A 25,888-nucleotide genomic window follows, 5' to 3' on the forward strand; every position below is an offset into this window, starting at 1 on the left:
GGGTATATTAGCAGTGCGCTGTAGATCGTCTGCACTCGACCGGGGAAGTCGTTGTCGCCATGCCTATGTTGTCGCTAGTCCGGCGCGGACTGACTGCGCCTGCCGTCCTGTTGTTCCTGGCCGCGCTGCCCGCACTCGCGCAGCGCCCGCTCGACGCGGCGCCGCAGATGGCCAAGGTGGAGCAGTGCCATGCCCTGCTCACCAGCGAACCACAGGCCTCGCTGCAGCTCGCACGCAGCCTGCTGGCAGCGCCGTCGCTGTCCACCTCGATGGAAATAGGCGCGGTCGGCTGCCTCGGCGTGGCCCTGCGGGCGCTGGGCCAGCTGGACCAGACCACCGAGCTGCCCGACCGCCTGCTCGCGGCCGCAGCGCGCGATGACGCCAGCGAAGACGATATCCAGCGCGCCCGCACGATGGCCGCGCACCTGCTGCTGTGGCGCGGCGACCATGAACGCGCGCTCGGTTTGACCGGCACCCTGCTCGACGATGCGGTACGCCAGCGCGACGTGCATGGCCAGATCGGCGCGTTGATGCAGATCGCGATGATCCGGGGCGACGCCATGGGCGATGCCGAGGGCGCACTGGCGTATCTGAAAAAAGCCACCCAGCTCAGCGACCACCTGCACCGGCCGCCCAATCCGGGCGACCTGATCCTTTACTACAACTACGGCTACGCGCTGCTGATGCTGCAGCGGAATGACGAGGCGTCCGCAGCGTTCAGGCGCGCCGAAGCGATCGGGACACGGCTGAGCGGGCAGGAGGTGTTCCTGCATCGCATCGCCAGCCACCGCGCCGAGATCCTGCGGGTGACGGGAAAACGCGATGCCGCCGAAGCAGGCCTGCGCAGCGTAGTGGCCTGGCAGGCGACGCAGGATCCACAGGGCCAGGTGGTGACCCTGCAGCGCCTGGCCCGGCTGGCGATGGATCGCGGCGCCGCCGCCGCAGCGTTGCCGCTGGCGACCGAAGCACAGGCGGTGGCCGAGCGAGGGCGATTCGTCGAGGAAGTGCGCAACGGGCTGGACCTGCTCGGCGACATCCACACCCTGCTGGGCGATCGTACGCAGGCGCTGGAGTACCTGCGCAAGGGGCGTGCGATGGACCAGGCGCGCAGCAAGGGCGAGACCCTTGGCCAGCTGGCCCGGCTGCAGGCCTCGGCCGAACGCAGCATCGACCCGGCCCAGGTGAATGCGGAACAGGACCTGGGCCGCGTGCGCGTACTGCGCAACAGCGCGGTGGTCGCCTTCCTCGCCGTCGCGGTGATTGCCACGGTGCTGGTGCTGCGGCTGCGCCAGCAGCGAGGCCAGCTCACCGCGCTCAGCCGCACCGACACCGTCACCGGCCTGCCCAACCGCCGCGAAGCCGAGCGCAGGCTCGACGAACGCGCCGCAGGCCACGGCGGTGCGGCGCGAAGTGCGTTGCTGCTGATCGAACTGGACGACTTCAAAGCGCTGAACGAGCGCCACGGACAAGCGGCCGGCGACAGCGTGCTGCGTGCCGTGGGTGAGTGCCTGCGTGCGGCCTGCGACCGGCACGACCTGCTGGCACGCTGGGGCGGCGCGGCCTTCCTGGTCGCGCGCCACGATACCAGCGCGGAGGCGGCGCAGGCCCTGGCCGGGCACCTGCGGCTGGCGATCGAGCGGCTCGTGGTGGACCTGGCAACCGGCGAGCACCTGACCCTCACCGCCAGCGTGGGGATGGCGCCGCTGCCGTTGTTCGGTGACGCGCCGGCGCAGCCGGATGACAGCCTGCGCGCGGCCGATCGTGCGTTGCAGGGCGCCCGCCAGAGCGGACGCAATGCGTGGGCGGGGCTGTGGGGCGAAGACGGCACCCAGGCACCGCATCTGTATGCGGTGCTGGGAAATCCGGAAGAGGCGATGGCCGCCGGGTGGGTGCACCTCAGCGGCAGCCGACCGATCCGGTGGGACGCGTAACGCCTGACGTCAGCGGGTGACCTCGAAGCGCACTTCCACCCGGCGGTTCGGCAGCAGGCATTCCAGCAGCGCCGCGCGCGGCCGCACGCCGTCGCACTGCTGCACCTGCTGGGTGTCGCCACGGTATTCGTAACGGATCGTTGCCGGGTCCAGGCCCCGCCCGATCAGCAGCTCCCGCACGGTGCGTGCGCGGCGTTCGGACAGCGCCTGGTTGGCGTCGAAGCCACGCCCCTGCAGGCGGTCGGCATGCCCTACCAGCACCACTTCCTCCAGCTGCAGCTTCTCGGCCGCGACGCTGGCCAGCGCGCGGTCGATGCTTTCCAGCGAGTAGGTGCGGATGTCGCGGTAGCCGTCGCGGTCGAACTCGAACAGCACATTGGCCACCAGCGGGCCCGGTGCGGCGATCGCCGCCGGAGCCACGTCGCACTGGCGGGCCAGCGCTTCGGCGTCGTTGACCAGCTCCTCGGCGATCTGGATGTACGGCTTGGAATGCCGCCACTGCTGCTGGTTGAACTCGTTGCCGGCGTGCACCAGCTCGACCTCGCCGCAGGCCACCTGCTGCGCCGCGCAGGCAAAGCCGGGCGTGCCATGCAGCACCCGCAGGCGCTGCCACAGGTCGTCGCGCAGGTATTTCGCGTTGTTGACCAGCGGCGTGTCGGTCGGCAGCGGCTCGGCACCCTGCTCCATGCCGATGATCAGCCGCTCCGATTCGCCCAGCGCCGCCTGCGGGAAATCGCTGCGGTCGTTGCGGCTGTATTCGTGGAAGGACACGTCCAGCCAGCACTGCGCCTTGGACAGGTGGTAGTCGCGGATCGGCCGGCCGCCATCGTTGAGCGCCTGGATGCGGCCCTGGGTGGCCTCGTAGGTCGCGTGGTCGGCGTGGATGGCCTCGTCGGTGATGCGCTGCTGCTGCGGCAGCAACTGCGCCGGCTGCGCCGTAGCAGCGCCGGCAAGGCCGGCGAAGATCGCCGCGCCCAGCAGCGGGCGCACGAGACGGTAGGTCGGGTTGGCGTGGTTCATCAGGGCATCCTCAGCGTGCCGGGTCGCGGTAGCGGACGGGGTCCGGCCGGAAAAGGTCTTCGTCGAACTTGAAGCGCAGGCGCACGAACACGCCCTGCTGGGTGTACTCGTATCCGTTCAGGTCGCGGTCGCCGGTAAAGCCGGTCCAGTTGTAACCGGCCGACAACCACAGGTTCTGCCGCAGCAGGCGGCCGACTTCCATGCCGTAGGCATACTGGTTGGCGCCGGCCTGGCCACGGAAGGTGGAGGCCAGCACGCCGACGTCCCAGTTTTCGGTGATGTCGTACACCACGCGCCCGGAGAACAGCATGGCGCGGAAGCGGCTGTTCACCCGTCCCCCATCGGCATAAGCGAACTGGTCCTGCTGCCACTTGCCGGCCACGCGGCCGGTGAACCACCATGGCCGCGACGGGTGCCAGTCGGCGTGCGTCGAGACGATGTGCGCACGCGTGCGCACGTCCTGGCTGCTGCCATCGACGGTGCTGCCGTCGACCAGGGTCAACCCGCTCTCGTCGCGCTCGAGCTTGTACTCGTATCGGGCCAGCGCGTTGATCCGGTTGCGGTCGGTATCGCGGTATGCCACGCCGAGCTGGAAACGGTCCTGCAGCACATCGCCGCGGGCGTCGTAACGCGTGCTGAGCAGGTAGTTGCGGGCCAGCAGGGTCCAGTCGCGGCTGAGCTTGCGGGCCAGCATGAACTGCAGCAGCGAGGTGTTGAACGCTTCGTTGGTCTCGGTGTCTGGCACGTCCTCGGAAATCCGGTGCTCGGCACGGATCGCGCCCCGCCACAGCGGATTGGCGCCGTAGTCCAGCGCCAGCGCCAGCCCGGTGCTGTCGCCGGTGCTGCCGTCGATCACTTTCACGTGCTCGGCCGAGCTGGACAGGCGCAGGCCCTCGGCGATGTCCCAGTTGTTGCGGATACCCGAGGCGGCCTGTACGTCGCGGCCACTGATCGCATCGCGCAGGCGGTACTCGCTGAAGGTCTGGGTATCGCGCAGGTAGCTGCTGTCGATACCGAACACCAGCGCGTCGGCCTCGCGGTCGGTGGTGGTGATGCCGTAGGCGCTGGTCAGGCCGGTCTGCTTTTCGTAGCGGCCGTACAGGCGGCTGCGTTCGAACACCTGGTAATCCAGCCCGGCGGCCAGGCGCCGACGTTCTTCGCCGCTCACGCTGTGCTCGATCTCGGCACCACTGCTGAGCTTGTCGCTCAGGCGGTAGCCCAGGCCGAAGCGGGCGCTGTCCGATTCCAGCTCGGTGCCCACCGGCAGGTCGCTGGTGATCGGGCTGCCGGTGCTGCTGCCGTTGATCACCATCAACCCGGTAGCCGGGTCCAGCGCCTGCTGGCCGTAGCCGAGCGCGCCGCCACCGGCACCGGTGGCGAAGCCTCCGGTCAGCCCGCCGGCATTGCCGAACGGTACCCCGGACGACCACGGCGAGGTCACGCCGATGGTCTCGCGGATGCTGCGCACGCCCAGGTCCACGGTCAGCCGTTCAGTCGCGCCAATGCGCACGCCGGCGCCGCCGGCATCGCGCTTGCCGCCATCCGGGTTGCGGTCTTCGCTGCGCAGCCCTTCCACGTACAGCTCCAGCCGCGGCCCAAGCTCGTAGGCCACGCGCGCGTTGTACTCACCGCGACCGCCGTACAGCGGCGCGGCCGGGTTGTTGAACGCCGGATCGGTACGGGCGGCAAACAGGCGCGCTTCCAGCTTCTCGGTCTGGTGCGCGAATTCCACGCGCCAGGCATCACCTTCCACCTCGCCGGTGACGTCTTTCAGGCCCTGCGAGGTTATCTGGTTGATGCTGTTGGTGTTGACCTCGCTCTGGGTGCGCGCGAACTCGGCCACCAGCAGGGTGTTGTCACCGAACCGGTAGCTTGCGTTGGCGCTGCCCATGCGGAATTCCGCATACGGGTTGCGGTCATCCACCGCCGCCGCGCCGACTTCCAGCCGGTCGGTGAGCTTCACCTGCGCGTCGGCTCCCACCACCCAGAACTTCTCCGTGTCCTGGTCCAGTTCATAGGTGATGCGCAGCGAGACCGGGTTGAGGTCGCTGTCGAACGCCGGCAGGAACTGGTTGAGCAGGATCCGGCCGGAGAACGGCTCGAAGCTGTAATCCACCAGGCGCGCCTGCGGCCGCACCGAGACGATGCGGGTGGGCTGGTTGCGGTCGCGCACGATCACTTCCACGCGCTCGCTGCCTTCCAGCACTGCGTTGTTGCGCAGCGCGTAGGGCCCGCTGCCCTGGCTGCGGAACTCTTCGATCACCTGGCGCAGGGAGTCTTCGATGGCAAACACATTGCTGCGCACGCGCTCGCTTTCGAAATGCCAGCCCAGCCCGGTGGCGGTGCGGTTGTAAGTGCCCAGGCTGCGCTGCGGGATCGGGCCGCTGCCGCCGATCCCGGTGGCGGTGGCCAGGCCGTCGCCGGTCTGGAAGTCGCCGTACAGCAGGTAGCTGCGCTGGTTGTCGATGCGCACGTAGAGGCGCTCGGCCGAGCGCGCGTCGAACCCGCGCAGCGATGCGTCGCCATAGACCGGGTAGAACTCCTCGGGCTGGATGTCGCGCAGCAGGCGGCCGCGGGTGTCCTTGTCCGAATCGTAGGCAGCGGTCAGCAGCGCGTCGCCCTTGATCCGGCCCTTGACGAAGAACGCGGTGCGCGCAGCGGCATTGGCCTTGCCGTTGTTGAACTGGCGCTCCCAGCGACGGATGTCGCGGTCGAAGGCATCGTTGTGCTCCACTGGCGAGACCAGGCTGCCGTTGCCGTGGCGACGGAAGTTGACCACGCCTTCGATCAGGCCGGTGGCGATCATCTCGCGCATTTCCGGCACGAAGCCGATGCTGCCCTGCGCGGTTTCGGCGCCAGCGGTGATCCGCAGCAGCACATCCTGCGGCTCATGCGGCGCGACCAGGTCGAACTCGGCCACGCCATCGACCACCTGCAGCTGCACGCCCGGGGTGACCTTGTCGGCGTCCAGCGCACCCGGACCAAGCTCATCGGTACGCGAGCCGGGCAGGCGGATCCGGCCACCACTGTTTTCAATCGTCGCGTAGGTGGTGCCGGACAGCGGCAGGCCGCTGGAATCCAGCAGCTGCACGCGCACGTGCACCGGGCTCTGGCCATCGGCCGGCACACCGTCGCGGTCCAGTTCGACCACGATCCGGTCGAGCGTGCCTGCCGCAGCGCGCACCGCCACCGGGGCGCCGTCCACGCTGGCCGGGCTGCGCGGGTACAGCGTGCTGGCATCCCCCAGCACCGGCGTGAACCGGCCAGGGGTGCCGACGCTCTGGGCCATTGCAGGCAGCGTGGCCAGCGCACAGGCCAATAGGCTCAGGCGCGGCAGCTGGCGCACTGCGGAAGCACGGCTCATGGCTGGCCCTCCGTAGCGGCGGCGGGCGGTGTGGCTCTGGGATGCACGATCGGTCTCTGGTTGGCCGTGTCGGTCGCCTGCTGCGGCGCCCGTGCGGGTTTGCTCTCGAAGCGCAGCGGCGCCTGACCCGGTTCGGTTTCCGGCGCCTGCACCTCACCCTGGGTGCGGCGGGCCTTGACCTGCTCCAGCACCGGGTTGGCACAGCTGCCTTCGATGAAGTCGGCGCGGTGCAGCTCGCCGTTCTTCAGGTCCAGCAACAGGCTGTCGGCGTCGCCCAGGTTGCGGTTGCTGCTGGTGGTCAGGCGCGCACCGACCGGCAGCGTGCTGCCGTCAACCTTGAGCGTGTGGCTCTGCGGCGGCAGGCCGCAGAAGCTGTACTTGCCTTCCGAATCGCTGATCACCCAGGTGCCGTCGGAGAAGTACAGGCGCACGCCGGGAATGCCGAGCTCTTCGCGGTCCTGCAGGTGGTTGTTGTTGCAGTCCATGAACACCTTGCCGAGCACGCAGGCCTGTTCGGTGAACACGCCACCGGTGACGCGCACGCGGTATTCGGCACGGTTGGAGGCCAGCGAACCAGGCAACGGGGTGACCGCCACCGGGTCGATGCAGCCGCCGCTGATCGAACAGCCATGGGCCTGCGCACGGTTGATGCCGTCGCCCTGCTGCGCGCCCACGCCCACGCGGACCCGGTAGGTCAGCACGATCTGGCCACCGACAGTGATCGGCCCCAGCGCGAAGCCCAGCAGCGGGCCCGGCTTGCCGGCCGGGTCGGCCACCGCACGGCCGTCGGCACGCGCGGTGCCGTCGATGTAGGTGAAGCCACGCGGCAGGCGGTCGATCACGTTCAACGCGGCCAGCGCACTGCCGGCGGTCTGGCGCACGGTGATGGTGTACTGCACGGTGTCGCCGATCTCGGCGGTCTGGCGGTCGCCGGTCTTGGTGATCGCCAGGCCGGTGGCCACTGCCGTATCCAGCGGCAGATGGTTGTGCACGATGGCGGCGGTGGCCGAACCCGCGAACAGATTCAGGTAGTACTCGGTCGCCGTACCCACCGCGCCGGTCGGCGCCTGGGTGTTGGCCTGCACGACATGGTTGGCACCCGCCCCGCCGGCCGGCGACAACGCGCTGGCCTGCGGCGGGATCATGTTCGACACGAAGGTGTAGCCACCCGGCGGAGTCACCGTCAACTGGAACTCGCAGCGTGCCGGCGCCGCCGGACCAAACGCGAACTGGTAGAAGCCTTCGCTGCCCACCGTCATCGCGATGGTGCTGCCGTCGATGCGGTAACCGCCACCGGCGGCATTGAGCACGGCCGTGCGCGGGTCGTACCCGCTGCACATACCCACGGGCGCCAGGGTCACGATCGAACCCGGTACCGGATCGCGGGTGGTGGCGTCATACACCACGCCCGACGGGTCCACCGGCAGGCTCTGCTGCGCCAGGTGGTCGCCGGCGCGCAGCACCACTTCCAGCTGGCTGGCGCCGTTGTCGGTGGTGCGGCAGGCACTGACCCCGCCGCGCGCGATCGCCGTGGCGGCATCGCAGGCTTCCTGCACGCCGCCCGCGGTTTCGCGGGTGACCGGGAACGGCCACAGCACCGACGAACGCGGGTCGCGGAAGCGGATGTTCCACTTCACCCCGGGCACCACGTCGCCGAAGCGGTAGCTGCCGTCGGCGGCGGTCACGGTGCTCTTGACCAGCTGGCCGCTGGCCGGGTCCACCAGTTCCACGATCCAGGCCGACAGGCGGCTGTCGCCGCCGTCCAGCAGCTGGTCGTCGCTGCCCACGTCGAACCACACGGTGCCGCCGACCGAGGCGGCCAGCTGCACGCTGTTGGGCACGCGGCAGGCGTTGTGGGTGATGCCATCCACGCACGCCGGCAGGTTGCCCACCTCGCCGTCGAACGCGGCGCGCTCGGCGGCGGTCGGGGCACGGAACGGGTTCTCGCCGCCGCCTTCGACCAGCACCGCATTGTTGACGGTGCCCGCCTCGGCCGCGGCTGCGGCCACGCGCACCACCACGGCGATGCTGTCCGGCGATACCGCGCCGGCGGCCAGCACGCGCTGGCTGCTGCAGCTGAAGCGGGTCGCGCCGGGTTCGCCGGTGCAGGTCCAGCCGGTCCCCACCGGCAGGCTGTCCAGGCTCAGGCCCGCCGGCAGGCGGTCATGCACCACGTACTCGCCACGGCTCGGCTGCTGGCCGGCGTTGCGCACCTGGACCGTGTAGCCAGCCAGGTTGTTCACGGTGAAGCGGGCGCTGGTGGACGCCTTGCTGACCATCAGGTCCGGCGAATCGCCGATCTCACCGAAGTTGTACTCCAGCGCATCCACGCCCAGCGGCAACGCGATCTGGCTGATCGTGGACGGCACGCTGGCGCGGTCGCTGGGCACGCCCACCGTGGCGGCGTTGACGGTGCCGGCGCTGGTGATGCCGTTGAGCGTCTGCGGCGGCTGGGTCGGCTCGGTCACCACATAGGTACCCGGACGCAGGCCGTCGAAGCGGTAGCGGCCTTCGGCGTCGGTGTTCAACGTGAGCGACACCGGCTGGCCGAGGTCGTCGGTACCGGTCAGCACCACGGCAACGCCGGCGATGCCGCCTTCTCCGCTGTCGACGCTGCCATTGTCGTTGCTGTCGTTGTAGACGCGGCCGGCGATGCTCGCGGTCGGGATCTCGCCGAAGTTGTTGTTGACCGACTGCTGGTTTACGCCCAGCACCACGGCACTGATCTGCGAAGGCGCCGTACCCGGCGCGGTGACGCTGCCACCGGTGCTGCCGGCCACGGTGCGGCCGTCGCGGGTGCCGGTCGGCTGCTCCGGTTCGGTCACCACGTAGGTGCCCGGCGGCAGCTCGGCGAAACTGTAGCTGCCGTCGGCATCGGTCACGGTGTCGCGGCTGATCGGGTTGCCGGCGAGGTCGGTCCCGCTCAGGGTGACGCGCACATTGGCCAGGCCGGCTTCGCCCGCATCGACCACGCCATCATTGTTGCGGTCGGTCCAGACCTTGCCGCTGATGCCGCTGTTGAGCGGAATCTCACCGAACAGGTTGTCCACCGAAGCGCTGCCCGGCGTGGTGAGGTCGATGGTGCTGATCGCACTGGGCACGCTGGTGATCGGGGTGGCAGTGCCACGCGGCGTCCCGCCCACGGTGCCGGCGGTGGTGATGCCGTTGCTGGTGCCGGCCGGCTGCTGCGGTTCGGTCAGGGTGTAGATGCCCGGGCGCAGGCCTTCGAACACGAAGCGGCCACCGGCATCGGTCTGCACGCTCACCGAGACGCTGGCGCCGGTGTCGTCGGTACCGGTGACCTGCACGGTCACGCCTTCGATGCCGGTTTCAGCGGCACCGCTGCGCACGCCATCGTTGTCGACGTCGAAGAACACCGCACCGCCGATCGAGACCGGCAGGATCTCGCCGAAGTCGTAGGCGGTGCCGGCCTTGCCGGCCGGCAGCGTGATCGCGCTGATCGCGCTCGGCACGCTGGCCACGGCGGTGGCCACGCCCACGGTGGTGCCGTCGATGCTGCCGGCACGGGTGAGGCCGTTGAGGGTCGGGCCGCCATTGAACGACGGCTGCGCGGCCTGCTCGGTCACGCTGTAGGTGCCGGCCAGCAGGTGGTCGAAGCGGTAGCGGCCGTCGGCATCGGTCGCCACGCTGACCACGGCGTTGCCCAGCGCGTCGAGCGTGCCGGCCGGCAGCTGCAGCTGTACACCGGGCAGGCCCGGTTCGCCGGCGTCCTGCACGCCGTTGTTGTTGCGGTCCAGGAACACGGTACCGGACAGCGACGCGGCGAGCTCGCCGAAGTCATTGCCGCTGGCACCGGCGGCCGGCAGGTTGCCGATGAGGATGACGTTGCCCGGCTGCTCGCGGCCTTCGCCCAGCCCGGTGGGCTGGGTTTCGGTGATGCGGTAGGCCTGGCCGGCGATCGCGCCGGGGTAGCTGTACTGGCCATCGGCATTGGTGACCAGGCTGACGCTGGTGTCGTCGGGCGTGCCGAACACGCCGTCGGCGCCACTGCCGACGATGGTCACCTGTACGCCCGGAACGCCGATGTCGCCGGCGCTGTTGTCGCCGTCGTCGTTGCGGTCCAGGTACACCGTGCCGCTGATCGGCGCATTGGCCAGTTCACCGAACAGGTAGCCGCTGGCGTCCTGCCCGGCGTTGATCGCGATGGCTGAAATGATGTTGGCCACGGCGGCGCTGCCGGGGGTGGCGGCATTGCCGACCGCATGCTTGCCGTCCAGGTAGCCGGCCGGCTGCGTTTCGGTCAGGGTGTAACCGGTGCCGGCCTGCGGCGGCAGCAGGTCGCTGAAACGGTAGCCGCCATTGGCATCGGTGGTGGTGGTCAGCGTCACCGGATTGCCGAGCACATCCGTGCCGGTCAGGGTCACGGTAACGTTGGCGATGGCGTTTTCACCGGCGTCGCGTCGGCCATTGTTGTTGTTGGCCGCGACGTTGGAGAAATCTTCGTAGACCTCGCCGCTGAGCGAGCCGAGCGTCTCGCCGAAATCGTTGCCGGTCGAACCGGTCAACGGCAGCGCGTTGAGGGTGATGCTGTTGGACGCGTTCTCCGCAGCGTTCGCATAGCCCTGCGGCTGGGTTTCGGTGATGCGGTAGTTCTGCCCCACCACCAGGCCGTCGAATTCATAGCGGCCCTGCGCGTCGGTCTGCACCACCACCGGCGGCTGGTCGTCGCCGGTACCGAACACGCCGTCGGGACCCGCGCCGACCAGGGTCACGGTGACGCCCTGCAGACCGCCATTGGGCTGCGAATTGCGGGTACCGGCATCGCCGGCGTCGAAGTTGCCGTTGCCGTTGCGATCCAGGTACACCTGGCCGGAGATGGCGGTGACCGCGTCTTCGCCGAAGTTGAACGCGGTGGCGTCGTCGCCGCGCGAGAGGTCGATGTTGCCGATCCGGTCGGTGCTGGCGGCATCGCCGGCCGCACCGGTGGCGACCGTGCAGGCCACGCAGGCGGTGCTGCCCACCAGGCCCGGGTTGATCGCGCTCGGGCGGTTGCGATAGCTGCCGGTGGGCAGCACTTCGCGCAGGGTGTAGGTCTGCAGCGGATCCAGCGCGGGGAAGCTGTAGCTGCCGTCGGCCGCGGTGGTGGCGCTGGCCACCACGGTGCCGGCCGCGTCGAGCAGCTCGACGGTGGCGTTGGCGATCGGGGCGTCACCGCTGTTGCGGATATTGCTGTAGTTGCTGTCGACGTAGACGAAGCCGGACAGCGAAGGACGGCGCACTTCCGGGAAGTTGTAGCGCACGCCCTCCACGCCCGCGCCGAGCGCGATGGCGGTGTACAGCGAGTTGGCGCTGGTCGCCGGGGCGACCACCGCATACGTGCCGCCGGCCGACGGCGCCAGGCCGCCGCTGGTGGGCGGCGCTACCGGGCCGTTGACGTAGGCGGCCGGCTGCACCTGGGTCAGCGTGTAGCCATCCGCTCCCGCCGGCGCGAGGTTGTCGAAGCGGTAGGCGCCGTTGCCGTCGGTGGTGGTGGTCAGCGCAACCGCGTTGCCATACGCATCGGTGCCGGCAAGCCGCACTTCGATGCCGGAAATGGTCGGCTCGCCGGCCTGCGGCGTGCCACCGTCGGTGCCGCCGCGTTCGCGATCCTGGAACACCACGCCGGCCAGCGAAGACTGCACCACGGTGTGGGTGCTGGTGCCTTCGTCATTGCCGGGGGTGGGGTCGAGCTGGTCGCTGGTGGCGCGCGCGGTGTTGATGCCGGTGCCGTTGGCCGGCAGCGTGGTCCAGCGCGCGGGCACAAGCACGCGGACGCGGCCGTCCAGCGCCAGGTCGCCCATGCGGCAGGTGAGGGCGCGGCCGTTCAACGTGCAGCTGCCGCTGCCGTTGCTGACCACGCCGGCGTCGGCGGTGTTGCCGGCTTTCTGCCAGCGGGTGCCTTCGCCGCCGCCAATCACTTCCAGGCCTGCCGGCAGCGTATCGGTCACCACCACGCCATCGCCGCGCAGCGGGTTGTCGCCGCTGCGGTCGCGCGACAGGCTGTGGCCCGGGCCTTTGTTGACCACGTCGAGCACGTACCAGAACGGCTGGCGCAGGCTGATCGTGGTGGCCGCGGCAGGCAGCGGCTGGGTCGGGTTGGCATCGGGCGCCAGCACCACGCTGGCCTTGGTCATCGCCAGGTCCGAGCGGGTGCGGATGCTGGTTTCCTGCACCGCGCTGTTGTTGCTGGTGTCGCGTTCGGTTTCGGCAGAGCGTGCGGTGACCGCGTTGAGCAGCGTCGCGCCGGTCGCCGGCGGCGCACTGAGGTATTGGTAGACCAGGTACAGGTAGCTGGTCTGGTTGGCCGCGATCGCGCCCTGTTCGGTGGTCGACACGCCCACGCTGGGCATGCTGCACGACAGGGTCTGCGCCGCCGTGGTGGGGTTGCTGCTGCCCGGGGCAACGGTACAGCGGACGCCCGGTGCTTCCATCGCACCCTGCGGCGTGGTGGCGTTGCCGGTGCGGCTGCCGACGAACGCGACATTGGCGCCACTGGCCGGGGTGATGGTGTCTTCGATGACGGTGCGGGTGGCCAGCGACGGGCCGTCGTTGCGCACGCTGACCTGGTACAGAATGTAGTTGTTGGCTTCCTGGCCGACGCGCGAATCGAAGCCGAGCGGATCGACGGCGCCGTCGAACCTCTGGTCGATCTTGTTGACGATCAGGTCCACTTCGCCGGCGGTGAAATCCAGCGCGGCGGCGCGGACATCGTCATCGGTGCGGCTGTTGTAGTTGTAGCTGCGGCCATTGCCGTCGACGCCGCTGGGCGGCACCGGGGTGCCGGTGTTGGCCGGATCGAAATGGAACGAGCCGTCGTTGGTGAACCGGCGGCCGGTGTTGCCGCTGTTGACGTTCGGGCGGATCACCACCGTCATGGTCTGGGTGGAGTTGTTGGCCATGTCCTGCGGCGCGCAGGTCAGCCGCAGCGTCGCCGGAGTACCGCCGGTGTTGAACCACGAGGTGCCGCCCGGCGCGGGCGCCGAGTTGATCGCGGGGTCGTAGGAGGTCACGCTGCATGCCGTGCTGCCGCTGCCGGTGCGCAGCGCGGAAATGAGCACGAAACCGGCGTCGTTGGCCGGCAGGGTGAAGGTATCGCTGAACACCACGCCGCGCGCCGTGGACGGACCGCGGTTCTGGTAGGTGATGCGGTAGGTGGTGTTGACGCCGGCGCGGCCCGGGCTGCCGGAGGTGATGTCCTTGGCGGTGGTGGCCATGTTGGCCACCGGGTCGACCTGCACCCAGTCCGAGGCGCTGTTGTTGCCGGGGTTGGCTTCGCCGATCGCGCCGCTCACCGCCGGATTGATGCTGACCCCCGCCGTGTTGCAGAAGCGACCGGCCTGCATCGGCACGCCACCGCAGGTGCCGGCGGCCTGGCTCTGGCTGTCGAACAGGCCACGGTTGACGGTGAACACGATGGTGGCGGTGGCGCCTGCGGCCAGCGCAGTGCTGGTGGAGTTGCAGATGTAGCCGCTGCCGACCACGTCGCAGCTCCAGCCCGCCGGCACGGTGTCCTTGGTGACGGTGGTGACGCCGGTGACGAAGCCGGGGATCGGGTCGTTGACCACCACGCCGGTGGTGGTCGCGCCGTTGTTGGTGACCTGCAGGGTGTAGGTGACCCCGCCGTCGCTTTCGCGGATCACGTTGTCGGCATCACCGACGCCATTGGTGCGCTTGGTGATCGACAGATCGGCGCGGGCGTCGGTGGCGCGGCTCTGCCCGCCGGTGCAGTCATTGCCGGGGTTGGGATCGAGGTTGATGCCGCCGGCGGTGGTCGGCTCGGCCGAACCGCCGCTGCCGCCGGTACAGGCGGTGTTGGCCAGGGTGCCCTGCAGGCGCGCGAGGGTATGCAGGGTCAGCGTGGCGGAGTTGGCATTGACCGCGACCGGGTAGCCGGCGGTCTGCGTGCAGGTGACCACCTGCGCCGCGGCGCCGTTCCAGGCGCGGTCCACGCTGCAGCTGAAACCGCCCACGGTGACCGGCACGCCAGCTGGATGGGGCTGCCCGCTGGCATCGACCCACTCTTCGCCCACGGCAAGCGTATCGACCAGCTGCAGGTTGCCGGTGACCGTGCGCGGCCCCAGGTTCTGCGCGCGCAGGGTGCTGGCCATCACGCTGTCGGTGCGCAGGCCGGTGTTGTTCCATACCGGCACCAGCGCCGGCGTCTTGGACTTGGTCATGCGCAGGTCGGCGCCGTCGGGGATGACGGTCAGGCCGACGCTGCCCTGGTTGTTGGTGAGCACCGGATCCGGCGTGGCCGCGCTGATCTGGGCGGTGTTGGTCACCGTGCCGCTGCTGTTGGTGCCGGTGGACGGCACCTGCGCCTGGATCGCGATCTGCGCCTGCGCGCCCGGTGCGAAGTTCGCGGCGTTGCAGGTGACCACGGTGCGCTCGGCATTGTTGCTGCACGACCAGCCACCGGGGCCGGATACCCCGTTGACCTGGAAGCCTTCCGGCAACGTATCGCGCAGGACCACGCTGGTGGCCGCGCTGGGACCATCGTTGCGCGCGGTCAGGGTATAGGTGACCACCGACCCGGCGGCAGCCGGCGCGGGCGACACCGACTTGGACACCAGCAGGTCGGCACCGGCAGTGACCTGCGTGGTCACCTGCGCGGCGTTGTTGTCCGGCACCGGGTCGGGCACGTTGCCGGCGTTGACCACCGCCGAATTGACGATGTTGCCGGTGCCGACATTGACCTTGCCGCGGAACGAATAGCTGGTGCTCGCGCCTACCGCCAGGGTGCCGTTGTAGGTGCCGTTCTGCTGGGTGAAGGCCCAGTCCGCACCGGTCGGCGCGCCGACCAGGGTGACGTTCGGCGGCAACGTATCGGCCACCCGGAAGCCGGTGGTCACGCTGGGGCCGGCATTGCGCACGGTCAGGGTATAGGTGACTTCACCGCCACCGATCACCGGATCGGGCGTGGCGCTCTTGCTGAGTTCAAGGTCGGCCGCCGCCTGGATGGTGGTGTTCTGGCTGGTGCGGTTGTTGGCAACGTTGGTATCGCTGCCGAAGAACGGGTCGGTGTTCTGCAGCGTGCTGATCGGCGTGGTCGCCGGCGGCAGCGCGTTGGCGAAACCGATCGCGGCGCGCACGGTGATCGTGGCCGGCTGCGAGGCGATCGTGGTGACCGGCAGCTTGAATTCATACGGCGCCGTGGAGGCGTTCAAGGCCGGGTTCGTGCACACCACGCGGGTGGTGCCGGACGCGCCAGCAGAGGCGCTGCATCCGGCCGGCGCGGTGCCACCCAGCGCGGTGCCGGCGGGCAGGTCGAACAGGGTCACGGTGCCGCTGGCGGTGTCGTTGGCGCCGTTCTCGACCTTGACGTTGTAGATCACCGTGGTGCCCGCGGGCACCGGGTCGTAACCGGTATCGGAGAAGTCGGTGATCTGCAGGTCGATGGCCAGCGCGCTCAGCGGCGACACCATCAGCACGGCTGCCAGGCTGCGGCGGAACCGGGTGCGCCACGACGGCGCGTGCGCGCGCTCGAACGGCGTCACCGTCGCGCAGATGGCTGCGCGATCGCTATGGCTGGACATGCGTTTTCCCCTGTTCCGGTCGTTGCAGCGTTCACAGGGAACGCCACGCGATGCGTACCCAACGCAACCGGTCCAGACGTCCCCTGTCAGATGAATCCCGACCCTTCAGGCGACAGACGTCGCCGACGATGCCGGGCGGGGTGCATTGTGATGTTGCCGTGAAGCCAAGTCAGTGCCGCCAGCTCACGCACGCTCACACTGGCTCACGCCCATGCGGACAGGTCAGGGGGTAAGCAGATAGCCCTGGCCGCGCAGCGCGCGGATCGGCAGCTCGATGTCGGTGGCGCCGCGCACGCGCGTGCGCAGGCGATGGACCAGAACGTCCAGGCGGTGCGGATCGAAATCCCACGGGGTGTCGGTGATGTTCGCGATCAGCTGCTCACGGGTGACGGCGCCGCCGTCTGCCGCGAACAGCAGCTGCAGCACGCCGCGCTCCATCACCGTCAGCGCCAGCGTCGCCGCGGTGGGTGCGTGAAGGGTCCAGCCATCATCGGCCAGTCGCCAGCGCGGCGGCGGCGCGGTGGTGGCGGGCGCCGCCACAGGGGACGGCGGCGACAGGCGACGGCGCAGGCTGTGCAGGCCGGCCGCCAGCACGTCCAGGTCCGGTGGCTTGACCAGGTAGAGGTCTGCGCCCTGGGTCAGTCCCAGCGCCATGTCGCGCGGGTCGCCGCGGCCGGTCAGCATCACGATGCCGATCGGGGCCGAGGCGCGAAGATGGCTGGCCACCGCGTAGCCGTCTTCGCCCGGCAGGCCCACGTCGAGCACCACGATGTCGCAGCGGTCGCTCAGCAGCGCGCGGTACAGGGCTTCGGCACTGCCAAGGCCACGCACGGTCGCGCCGCGCCAGGCCAGGTCGTCCAGCAGCAGCGCCAGCAGCTCGGCGTCGTCTTCGACCACCCAGACCTGCAGCCCTTCAAGTTCCCGTACTGCCGTCACGTGGCGCGTCATCTCCCCAGATCCAGGCTGCAGTCTAGCCGCGGGCTGCAGGTGAGCCAAATCAGACAAAAGCAGCAGGGCGGGACCATCCGGGTGCAATCGGACACCTCGGCGTCGGGGATGCCCCTTGTCCGCGTCCCGCCCGGCGGGCAGCTTGGAGCGCCCCGATCAACATGGACTCCAAGCATGCCTGTAGCCACTGCCCGCCTCGACCCGTTGACGCCGATGCTGCGAAACCGCCTGGAAACTTCGTTGCCGCCAGAGCAACGCACGATTGTCTGCAAGGCGCTCGGCAACCTGCTGGATTCGGTCGGCAACCTCGAGGCGCCCACCGTGACACCGCCGCCGAGCGATCGCAGCAGTCCCTGGCCGATGGCCCAGCTGTACCTGAGGCTGGTGGCGCCGGTGCCGGGTTCGCAGGCGGGCCCCCTGAGCGCCGGGGAACACCGCACGCTGCACCTGATGCACTACCTGCATGAAGTGGCCATTGCACCTCCCCTGCAGCCCGGCGACGATCCTGCCGTGAGCAGACCCCAGAGCCAGATCCATGCGCGCATGCTCAACCAGCTGCGCCACGAGCTCGCGCTGCTGGACCTGCCGGACATACAGGACCTGCAGAAAAAACAGGCCTGGCGCGAACTGGCGGTCATCGACATCGCCCCCCGCCTGCTGCAGAAAGCCGAGCGGCTGGGCTTCCAGCCAACCGAAGTCCGGGTGCTGGGCACGCAGCACGTTGCGCCCGCAGCGGGCATCCACCAGGGCGGTCTGAAGCTGACCCTGGTGGCCTGGAACGGCGCTGCGCCGCCTGACAATCCGAACGTCTGGGATCCCGGCAACCCGCTGGGCAACGAGCCGGACCTGCTGCTCGCGCCGCTGCAGATGGACTGGACCGGGCTGACCCCGCTCCCGCCCGCCTGAGCGGCGGCCGCCCTTATTCGGCCGGCACGCCCATTTCCTTCAACAGTTCCGGCGCCGGGTAGACCTTGGCCAGCAGCCAGCGCAGGTAGCGCATGTCCACGTGCACGGCACGCTTGAAGCGCGGGTCGAACCACCAGCTGGCGCTGACCGATTCCCAGTTGCTGTCGAAGTTCAGCCCGATCAGCTCGCCGCGGGCATTGAGCACCGGCGAGCCGGAGTTGCCGCCGGTAGTGTCCAGGTTGGTCAGGAAGTTGACCGTCTGGGTCTTCAACACCGGGTCGGCGGTGCTGCCGAAATCGCCCTTGGCGATCGCCGCCAGCAGCGGCTTGGGTGCATCGAACGGGAACGCATTGGTGTTCTTCTCGACAATGCCGGCCACGGTGGTGACCGGGTCGAAGTGCACCGCGTCGCGCGGCGACAGCGCTTCCACCTTGCCGTAGCTGATGCGCAGGGTGCGGTTCGCATCCGGGTACACCGCGCGGCCCTGTTTTGCCCGCCACGCGAACAGCGCCTGCATGTAGGCCGGGCGCAGGCGCAGCTGTTCGCCTTCGCGTTCCTTGCGCTGGTCTTCCAGCCGCAACTGCGCGGCTACCAGCGGGCCGGCGAGGTCGATCAGCGGGTCCTGCGCCAGCGGCCTGCCTTCCCTGGCGGCGGCGAAGCGGCTCAGGCGTTCGGCTTCCTCGCCCAGGCGGGTGCTGGCGTACAGGCCTTCCAGCGCCTTGGCCAGCGAGGCCGGCGTGCGTCCGAAGGCAGCATCGAATTCGGGCACGCGCTGCGCGTCCGGCAGCTGCTGGTAGCGGGTCAGCAGGTTGGTCAGCAGCGCCTTTTCGACTTCCGGCGCGTAGCGGCGCTGGACCTGCTTGAGGGTGCCTTCGATCAAGGCCTGGTCGCGCTGCTGGTAACCGCTCTCGCGCTCGGCATCCGGCTTGGCCGATTCGATGCGCAGGCGTTCCAGCATCAACGCCGACCGCAGCAGCTGGCTCTGGGTGGCGGCCTGTTCGAGCACGAGATCGCGCTCGCCCATCGCCGCGCCCTGCGACAGTGAGCCGAGCAGCGCCTGGATGTCGGTCTGGTACGCGGCGTCGGTGGCCTTCAGCATCGCCGCTTCGTCGGTGGCGCGCTGGGTCTTGGCATCGCTGCGCAGCAGGCCTTCCAGCTCACCGGCAGCGCGCTTGCGGTTGTTCTTCAGCGACTGCAGCTGCGCGGCGTAGCGGGTGCGCGCCTGCGCATCCCTGGCGGTGGCCGCTTCGATGGTGTCGATCATCTGCTGGAACACCGCCACCCGGCGCGGCAGCACCGCATCGATCTGGCCGGCGAATTCGGCGGCGGTGCGATGACGGTAGGTGATGCCCGGGTAGCCGGCCAGCATGGCGAAATCGCCGGCCTTCGGCCCATCAACCGACATCTTCAGGTGTGCCGGCGGGTGGTAGGGCACGTTGTCCGGGCTGTACGCGGCCGGCTTGCCGTCCTTGCCCACGTAAGCCCGCAGCAGGGTGAAATCGCCGGTATGGCGCGGCCACATGAAGTTGTCGATCTCATCGCCGTAGTTGCCGATCGCGCGCGGCGGCGCGTACACCAGGCGCACGTCGCTCAGTTCCAGCTGGCGGATCCGGTAGAAGTCGGTGCCGTAGTACATGTCGGCCACGCTGCAGCGCACGTTGCCTTCCTGTTCGCACTCGGCCACCAGCCGCTTGCTGGCGCGGTCCACCGCGTCGAAGTAGGCGCGCCCGGTCTTGCCGCGGGCATCGCGCAGCACCTCATCGGTGACCTTGTCGAAGCCGGTGGTGACCAGCACGCGGAAGTCCGGATTGGACGGGCGCTCGTCGGCGCGACCCTGGGCGATGAAGCCGCCGTCGATCAGGTTGTGCTCGGGCGTGCTGTTGTACTGGATCACCCCCATCGCCACGTGGTGGTTGGTCAGCAGCAGGCCGTCGCCGGACACGAAGGAACCGGTGCCACCGCCGGCACGGACCACCGCGCTGAGCGGCGGTGCGGTGACGTTGGCCAGATCGGCCGGGTTGCCCTTGAAGCCGGCCGCCTTCAGCGGCTTGGCCAGGTCGGGCAACTGGGTCGGCATCCACATCCCTTCGTCGGCGTGGGCGGCGGCGGCGAGGGTGAGACCGAGCGCCAGGGCGGCGCTGAGGGGCTTGCGTGCGGGCATGGGTGCATCCGGTACGGCGGAACGAGCGGGCACCTTAGCTATTGGACGCCTGTGGGGCAACGCCCGATGGTCAGGGGTCGCCAGCGCTGGCTAGAATTGCCGCTTGGCAATGGGGATGGCAGATGATCGTAGGGATTGATCTTGGCACCACGCATTCATTGATTGGCGTGCACCGGGCCCAGGGAGGGGAACTGTTCCCAAATGCACATGGCGACCTGTTGACGCCCTCGGTGATCAGCCTGGACGGCGATACGGTGCTGGTCGGCAAACCGGCGCAGGAGCGGCTGGTAAGTCACCCGCAGCAGACCGTCGCGCACTTCAAGCGCTGGATGGGCAGCGACCGTGAGGTGCGCCTCGGCGGCCGTGCGTTCCGCGCCGAAGAGCTTTCCGCGCTGGTGCTGCGCTCGCTGGTGGCCGACGCCGAAGCCGCGCTCGGCCAGAAGATCGAGGAAGCGGTGATCAGCGTGCCGGCCTACTTCTCCGACGCACAGCGCAAGGCAACCCGCGCGGCGGGCGAACTCGCCGGTATCCGCGTGGAGCGGCTGATCAACGAACCTACCGCCGCCGCGCTGGCCTATGGCCTGCAGCAGCGTGGCGAGGAAGGCCGGGTGCTGGTGCTGGACCTGGGCGGCGGCACCTTCGACGTGTCGATCCTGGAGCTGTTCGAAGGCGTGATCGAAGTGCACGCCAGCGCGGGCGACAATTTCCTGGGCGGCGAGGACTTCCTTCAGGTGGTGGTGGATGCGTTCCACGCCGACCTGGGCCTGGAGCGCACCGCGCTGGCAGCGGTCGAGCAGGCCCAGCTGCAGCGCCGGCTGGAGCAGTTCAAGCGCGAGCTGAGCCAGCAGGGAAACTGCGAACTGCAGATCGCGCTGGCCGGCCGGGAATTCACCTGGCAGCTGGACGAATCGCGCTACGCGCAGCTGTGCGAGCCGCTGCTGCAGCGCATGCGCGCGCCGATCGAACGCGCCATCCGCGACGCCCGGCTGAAGCCCGAAGCACTGGATGACATCGTGCTGGTCGGCGGCGCCGTGCGCATGCCGATGATCAGCCGGCTTGTTACACGCATGTTCGGGCGGTTGCCGCTGCGCCATATCCACCCCGACCAGGCCATCGCGCTGGGTGCCACGGTGGCCGCCGGCTTGAAGAGCCGCGACCAGGCGCTGGAAGAGATCGTGCTGACCGACGTGTGCCCCTACACGCTGGGTACCCAGGTGTCCCGCCGGGGACCGGATGGCAGCGAGCGTGCGGGCTACTTCCACCCCATCATCCAGCGCAACAGCGTGGTGCCGGTCAGCCGCGAGGATCAGTTCTTCCCGGTGCGCGACGACCAGCGCGAGGTGATCCTTGATGTCTACCAGGGCGAAAGCCCCACGGTGGACAAGAACATCAAACTGGGCGAGCTGCGTATCCCGCTCGGTCCCGGCAAGGCTGCCGACAAGGGCTTGACCACCCGCTTCACCTACGACGTGAACGGGCTGCTGCAGGTGGAGGTCGTCCAGGACGCCACCGGCGTCCGCCATGAACTGGTGCTGCAGCAGAACCCGGGCCTGCTGTCGCCGGAAGAAATCCAGTCGCGCCTGCAGGCGCTGCAGGGGCTGAAGATCCACCCGCGCGATGTACAGCAGAACGTGGCCATGCTGGCCCGCGCCGAGCGCCTGTACGAAGAGTTCATCGACCAGCGTCAGCTGGTGCAGCACTGGCTGGAGCAGTTCCGTCATGTGCTGGAAAGCCAGGACCTGGACCGCATCGAGAAGCACCGCAGTGAGCTCTCGGCGGCGATGGACGCACTGGAACAGGACGCGTGAGCTGGGGCCATGCCGCGCTCGAACTGGAGCCGGATGCGGACGAACGTGCGATCAAGCGCGCCTACGCCAGGCGCCTGCGGAGCACCCGCCCGGATGAAGATCCCGCCGCGTTCCAGCAGCTCCACGAGGCCTACCAGGCTGCCTTGGCATGGGCGCAGTACCGTGCGCAGTGGGACGACCAGGGCGATGGGGACGATGGGCATGCCGGCGGCGGAGACAGCGCCGGGGATGCCATCGATGTCGCACCCGGGCAGGTGGAAACACAGCATGATCCCGTGCAGGAGGTGGACAGCGGCATGGCATCACCGAGCCTGCCTCCGCAACGGCCGGCAACGCCGCTCACCGAAACGGTCGAGCGGCCGCTGGACGTGGTCGCATTCGCGCACCGGGTGGTCGCCGCAGCGGCGGAAGGGCCACCGCTGGAGTTCGAGCGCTGGCTGCATCTGCGGCCGGAGCTCTGGTCACTGCGTGACAAGCCGCGGGTGGGCGACACCGTGCTCGAGCTGCTCCTGAATATCGACGCGCCCATACGCATGGAGAACTTCGATGCATTGAGCCGGTGCTTCAGTTGTGATGAGATCGGTAGCGGCCTGGACCCTCATGTCGCCAATGGATGCCGCCAGCGGCTGCATCGGTATTGGGTCGTGCAGCCGGCCAACACGGCCTGGCTGGCCTACTTCCTGCATCGTCCGGACGCCGCCGTCAGCGCAGCGCAGGCAAAGGTTCAACTGGCATGGCTGACCCGTCCGTGGCACCGGCTGCGCAGCCTGTTGACGGCCTCCGTACCCGGGCGCGTGCCTGTCATGCGCCTCATGCTGACCCAGCTGGGCATAACCGAGGTGGGTCAGGCGCCGCCACCGCTGCGGTCTGCCCAGGTGGATTTCTGGCTGGATCTCACCCGTCGCGATCAGATCAACGCAACCAAGGTGCAGCTGGTTGCACTGCGCAGCCTGGTATGCGCGCTGGCCTGGTTGGCTGTTGTTGGCACGATTGCCGTGTTCGACACGCCCACGCACCCGACGGGTCCGAACCATCTGGTCGACTTCGTCGGCTACGGCGCGTTGACGATTCTGCTGGGCGGCATGCTGGTCCTGCCGCTGCGCCGACTCATGGACTGGCAGTCTGCGCCCGAAGCGCCCCAGCAGCGCGCGAAGTACCTTCGTCTGCTGCTCATTCCGGCGCTGCTGATCGTCTCACTGGTGATCATCCACGGCTTCGATCAGCGCGTGGCCGGCACCCTGCTGGCGGTCCCCACCCTGCTGCTTGCAGTGGTGCGCTGGTGGCGGCGCGGGAATTACCAGCTGCACTTCAATGGCTGGCTGCTGCTGGCCTTGTGGCCGCTCGTGAAGCTGGCTGGCCTGGCCATCATGATCGGAGAGATCTCGCTGGCCATGGCACTGCTGCTGTGGGCCATTGATGCGATGAAGCAGGTAGGGCGGAGATAGGCGCATGCGCCGGGGACCGGCATGGCTGGAACTGGCGGACGAACGCGCTGATGCCTGCGCACGCGCACCATCCCTTTGACGCATGGACGCCTGCAATCGCACGACCGGTGCAGGCGCGATGCCGATCATTGCAATGCCATCACCGGACGCGGGTGCATGGCCGGCGGTCGATCGGGATGCGACCCTACCAGCGGACGCGGTCGGTGCGCTGCGCGGCCTGGTACCATCCCGGCCAACATGCGACCCGTGCTACCGGGCTGGCTGTGCGCAGCAGCAGGCAGCCGGGCGCGATATGCACGCCCAGGCAGCTGCCGGTTTCGATGCCTGGCACGTGCTGCGCACCGGTAGGGTTGGTTCCCAAACAACCGCCGACCTTGATTGCGATCGCATTGACGCATGGACCCGTGCAACTGCACGTGCGGCGAAGGCGCGACGCCGATGATTGCAGTGCCGCACCGGGCGCGGTGGATGCATCGGCGGTCGATCGGGATGCGACCCTACCGGTCCGTGGCCGGGTTGATGTTGGTTGGGGGAAAGCAGCCGGGCAGAGCCCGGCTCTACTTTTCTCTTCGCCAGTTGATGGAGCCGCGGTTTTCCACCGTGCTCGATTCCACTTCGATGTCGAAGCCACGCCGCAGCAGGTATTTCAGTGTGATCACCGAGCCGCTGCCGACCAGCGAAACGCCGTAACCCACGTACAGCTTGGGCGAGATGTACTTGCCGAAGCCGATCACCGAGCCGCCCAGCGCGCGCGACTGGCTGACCCCGGCGTCGTCCAGGCCCAGCTTGGCGCCCAGCTGCGAGGCGAGCAGGCCGCTGCCGGCCGACAACGCGGCGGAGGCGGCGTTGACCTGCTGGGTCTGGTCGCTGCTGGCACCGGTGAGGCTGCGCCCCAGCACCAGGAACGCCAGCGCTTCGGACTGCGACATCGCCGGGTCGGACCACACGTCCACCCGCGGCGACTGCGCGCGACCGGTCACGTCGATGCCGGCGGTGACATCGCCCACCCGCCGTTCGGCACGAATGTCGATGCGCGGATCCGATACCGGGTTGAAGTTCCAGTTGAGGTTGCCGCGGGTGATGGTCAGGTCCTGGCCGTAGGCCTTGTAACGCCCGCTCACTTCCAGCGCGCCGTTGGCGGTCATCTCGCGCCCGGGCCGCGCCCATACCTGCATCTTGCCGCCCAACCCGCCCTTCAGGCCGAACCCGGCCATGCGCACGTTGTCGCCCAGGCTCACGGTCAGGTCCATGTCCAGCGGCGAACTGGGGCCTTCTTCCGGGTCGGCCGGGTCCAGCACCACCACGTCTTCGGACACCGACGTACCGCGATCCAGCCGTTCCAGGTCGAGGTCGGCCTCGGGCACGTGCACCGTGCCGCGCAGCTGCATGGCCGCGGCGGCGAGGGTGAAGTCCAGGTTGGGGTTGGCCACGATGCGCAGTTCCGGCGTGTTCGACAACAGCACGTTTTCGCCGTGGATGTGCAGCTTCAGCGGCTGTGCGTCGCCGAACCACGACAGGCCGCCGTCGACGAACAGCGTGCCCTTGCCGGAGTTGGCCTGCGCGGTGATCCTGGCCGAGCCGTCCGGCTGCGCGATGAAGCTGCCGCTGCCCTGGTCGAAGGTCAACCCGAGCGCGGGGAACTCGCCCTTGAAGTTGCTCAGCTTGGCGTCGCCGCCCAGCGACGGCGTGCCGCGCGTGCCGCGCAGGCTGACGTGGCCTTCGATCAGGCCGGTGGGGCGCACGATGTCGGGCGAGAACAGCTCCAGCCAGTACAGCCGCGACATGTTGAGGTACAGCTCACCATTGAGCGGCGCGTTGGCATCCCAGCCGGTCTGTACCTTGGCGTCGACGAAACCGTTGCCCTGGAAGCCCACGCCGAGTTTGGCGTTGATCTGTGCCGGGGTCATCTCCAGCGTGGCCGAGAACTGGTCGTAGCGCACCAGTTCGCCGCGCGCGTTGTCGCCCAGGCGGATGCCGCCTTCCAGTGACGCGATCCTCGCGCTGCCTTCCCAGGCGTTGCCACGCGGCCGGATCTGCCCGTCCAGGGTGAGCTCGCCACGCAGGTGCAGGCGCCGCCCCGATTGCGGGGGCAGCCACGGCTGCACCAGCGCCAGCGGCAAGGCGTCGCCGCGGATCTTCAAACCATCGCGCGGCCAGTTGGCGCTGGCGCACAGCGCGCCGCCGGTGGCCGCACCCAGGCAGGTATCGCTCAGGGTGAAGCTGCTGCCCTGGATGCCGAAGGTGGCCGGCGCGCGCAGCGCCCAGGGATCGCCCTTGACCGGCGCGATGCGCAGCGCGGCGAGGTCACCGCGCCAGGCGCTGCCCTGCTGGCGCACGCCGCCCTGCAGGGCCACCGCGCCCAGTTCGTTGTTGGCCTGCGCGTCCAGCCGCAGGTTGGAGACGCTACCGCTGGCGTTGACGTTGATCGTGTCCAGCAGCATGCCGGCCTGCACCTTGGTGCCCTGCAGCGCGAGCGTCCCGTTGCTGCCCTGCCAAGGCAGGCGGCCGCGGAGGCTCAGCGCTTCGGCACTGTAGTCGGCGTAGCGCAGGCCGCTGCCGACCAGGTCGGCGGTGATGTCCGGCGCAGTGCGCGGGCCGCGTACCTGCACCTGGCCACGCAGGGTGCCGGTGCTGCCCGGCATCAGGTCGTCCAGCTGCACCGGGTCGAGCTGCGCCTGCACGTCGAGGCGGTCGCCTACGCTGCCGCGTGCGGTCAGGCGGCTGTTGCCCACGGCCAGGCGCACGTTGCCCTCGCCCTGCTGCCCGCGC

10 protein-coding genes are annotated in these 25,888 nt (G+C 69.3%); 4 read left to right on the forward strand and 6 right to left on the reverse strand.

From position 1 onward, the window contains the following. Nucleotides 1–59 precede the first annotated feature (59 nt). Nucleotides 60–1,931, forward strand: a complete 1,872-nt coding sequence (locus tag RWO33_RS05820; protein ID WP_314103106.1) for a tetratricopeptide repeat-containing diguanylate cyclase — start codon at nt 60–62, stop codon at nt 1,929–1,931. A 9-nt stretch (nt 1,932–1,940) separates the two neighbouring features. On the opposite strand, the gene RWO33_RS05825 is transcribed toward RWO33_RS05820, so the two are convergent. The 4 genes from RWO33_RS05825 to RWO33_RS05840 all read right to left on the reverse strand — a co-directional run bounded on the left by RWO33_RS05825 (nt 1,941) and on the right by RWO33_RS05840 (nt 16,799). Further along, the gene (locus tag RWO33_RS05825) at nt 1,941–2,951 is read right to left on the reverse strand and encodes an OmpA family protein (RefSeq protein ID WP_314103109.1); all 1,011 of its coding nucleotides are present in this window, start codon (nt 2,949–2,951) and stop codon (nt 1,941–1,943) included. A gap of 10 nt (nt 2,952–2,961) precedes the next feature. Further along, a complete protein-coding gene (locus RWO33_RS05830; protein ID WP_314103111.1) occupies nt 2,962–6,315 on the reverse strand; it encodes a hypothetical protein in 3,354 nt (1,117 codons plus the stop codon). Then, nucleotides 6,312–15,851 carry an SdrD B-like domain-containing protein gene (locus RWO33_RS05835; protein ID WP_314103113.1) on the reverse strand — a complete coding sequence of 3,180 codons (9,540 nt, stop codon included), beginning with the start codon at nt 15,849–15,851 and terminating at the stop codon, nt 6,312–6,314. The genes RWO33_RS05830 and RWO33_RS05835 overlap by 4 nt, the downstream gene beginning before the upstream one ends. A gap of 222 nt (nt 15,852–16,073) precedes the next feature. Beyond that, nucleotides 16,074–16,799, reverse strand: a complete 726-nt coding sequence (locus RWO33_RS05840; protein ID WP_314103115.1) for a response regulator transcription factor — start codon at nt 16,797–16,799, stop codon at nt 16,074–16,076. Between the two features lie 174 nt (nt 16,800–16,973). Between RWO33_RS05840 and RWO33_RS05845 the strand changes: the two genes are divergently transcribed. Next, the gene (locus RWO33_RS05845) at nt 16,974–17,705 is read left to right on the forward strand and encodes a hypothetical protein (RefSeq protein ID WP_314103117.1); all 732 of its coding nucleotides are present in this window, start codon (nt 16,974–16,976) and stop codon (nt 17,703–17,705) included. A gap of 13 nt (nt 17,706–17,718) precedes the next feature. On the opposite strand, the gene RWO33_RS05850 is transcribed toward RWO33_RS05845, so the two are convergent. Beyond that, nucleotides 17,719–19,866: a S46 family peptidase gene (locus RWO33_RS05850; RefSeq protein WP_314103119.1), complete on the reverse strand. Its 2,148-nt coding sequence runs from the start codon at nt 19,864–19,866 to the stop codon at nt 17,719–17,721. A gap of 122 nt (nt 19,867–19,988) precedes the next feature. Here RWO33_RS05850 and RWO33_RS05855 point away from each other — a divergent pair, with 122 nt between their 5' ends. After that, complete coding sequence (locus tag RWO33_RS05855) at nt 19,989–21,674, forward strand: molecular chaperone HscC (protein WP_314103122.1); 1,686 nt, start codon at nt 19,989–19,991, stop codon at nt 21,672–21,674. Then, entirely contained in the window at nt 21,671–23,119 is a 1,449-nt protein-coding gene (locus tag RWO33_RS05860; protein ID WP_314103124.1) for a heat-shock protein, read from the forward strand. Before RWO33_RS05855 ends, RWO33_RS05860 begins: the two co-directional genes overlap by 4 nt. A 557-nt stretch (nt 23,120–23,676) precedes the next feature. Here RWO33_RS05860 and RWO33_RS05865 read toward each other — a convergent pair. Further along, nucleotides 23,677–25,888, reverse strand: a 2,212-nt coding sequence (locus RWO33_RS05865) for a translocation/assembly module TamB domain-containing protein (protein WP_314103127.1), incomplete at its 5' end; no start/stop codon positions are given.

Origin of the sequence: uncultured Stenotrophomonas sp., from assembly GCF_963519925.1 — a bacterium.
Classification (GTDB): Bacteria; Pseudomonadota; Gammaproteobacteria; order Xanthomonadales; family Xanthomonadaceae; genus Stenotrophomonas; species Stenotrophomonas maltophilia_AE.

Bases quoted from the DNA above. Each gene is read 5' to 3' on its own strand.
- RWO33_RS05835 (WP_314103113.1), bottom strand. From the start codon at position 15,851: ATGTCCAGCCATAGCGATCGCGCAGCCATCTGCGCGACGGTGACGCCG.
- RWO33_RS05850 (WP_314103119.1), bottom strand. From the start codon at position 19,866: ATGCCCGCACGCAAGCCCCTCAGCGCCGCCCTGGCGCTCGGTCTCACC.
- RWO33_RS05840 (WP_314103115.1), bottom strand. From the start codon at position 16,799: ATGACGCGCCACGTGACGGCAGTACGGGAACTTGAAGGGCTGCAGGTC.
- RWO33_RS05820 (WP_314103106.1), top strand. From the start codon at position 60: ATGCCTATGTTGTCGCTAGTCCGGCGCGGACTGACTGCGCCTGCCGTC.
- RWO33_RS05825 (WP_314103109.1), bottom strand. From the start codon at position 2,951: ATGAACCACGCCAACCCGACCTACCGTCTCGTGCGCCCGCTGCTGGGC.
- RWO33_RS05845 (WP_314103117.1), top strand. From the start codon at position 16,974: ATGCCTGTAGCCACTGCCCGCCTCGACCCGTTGACGCCGATGCTGCGA.
- RWO33_RS05830 (WP_314103111.1), bottom strand. From the start codon at position 6,315: ATGAGCCGTGCTTCCGCAGTGCGCCAGCTGCCGCGCCTGAGCCTATTG.
- RWO33_RS05855 (WP_314103122.1), top strand. From the start codon at position 19,989: ATGATCGTAGGGATTGATCTTGGCACCACGCATTCATTGATTGGCGTG.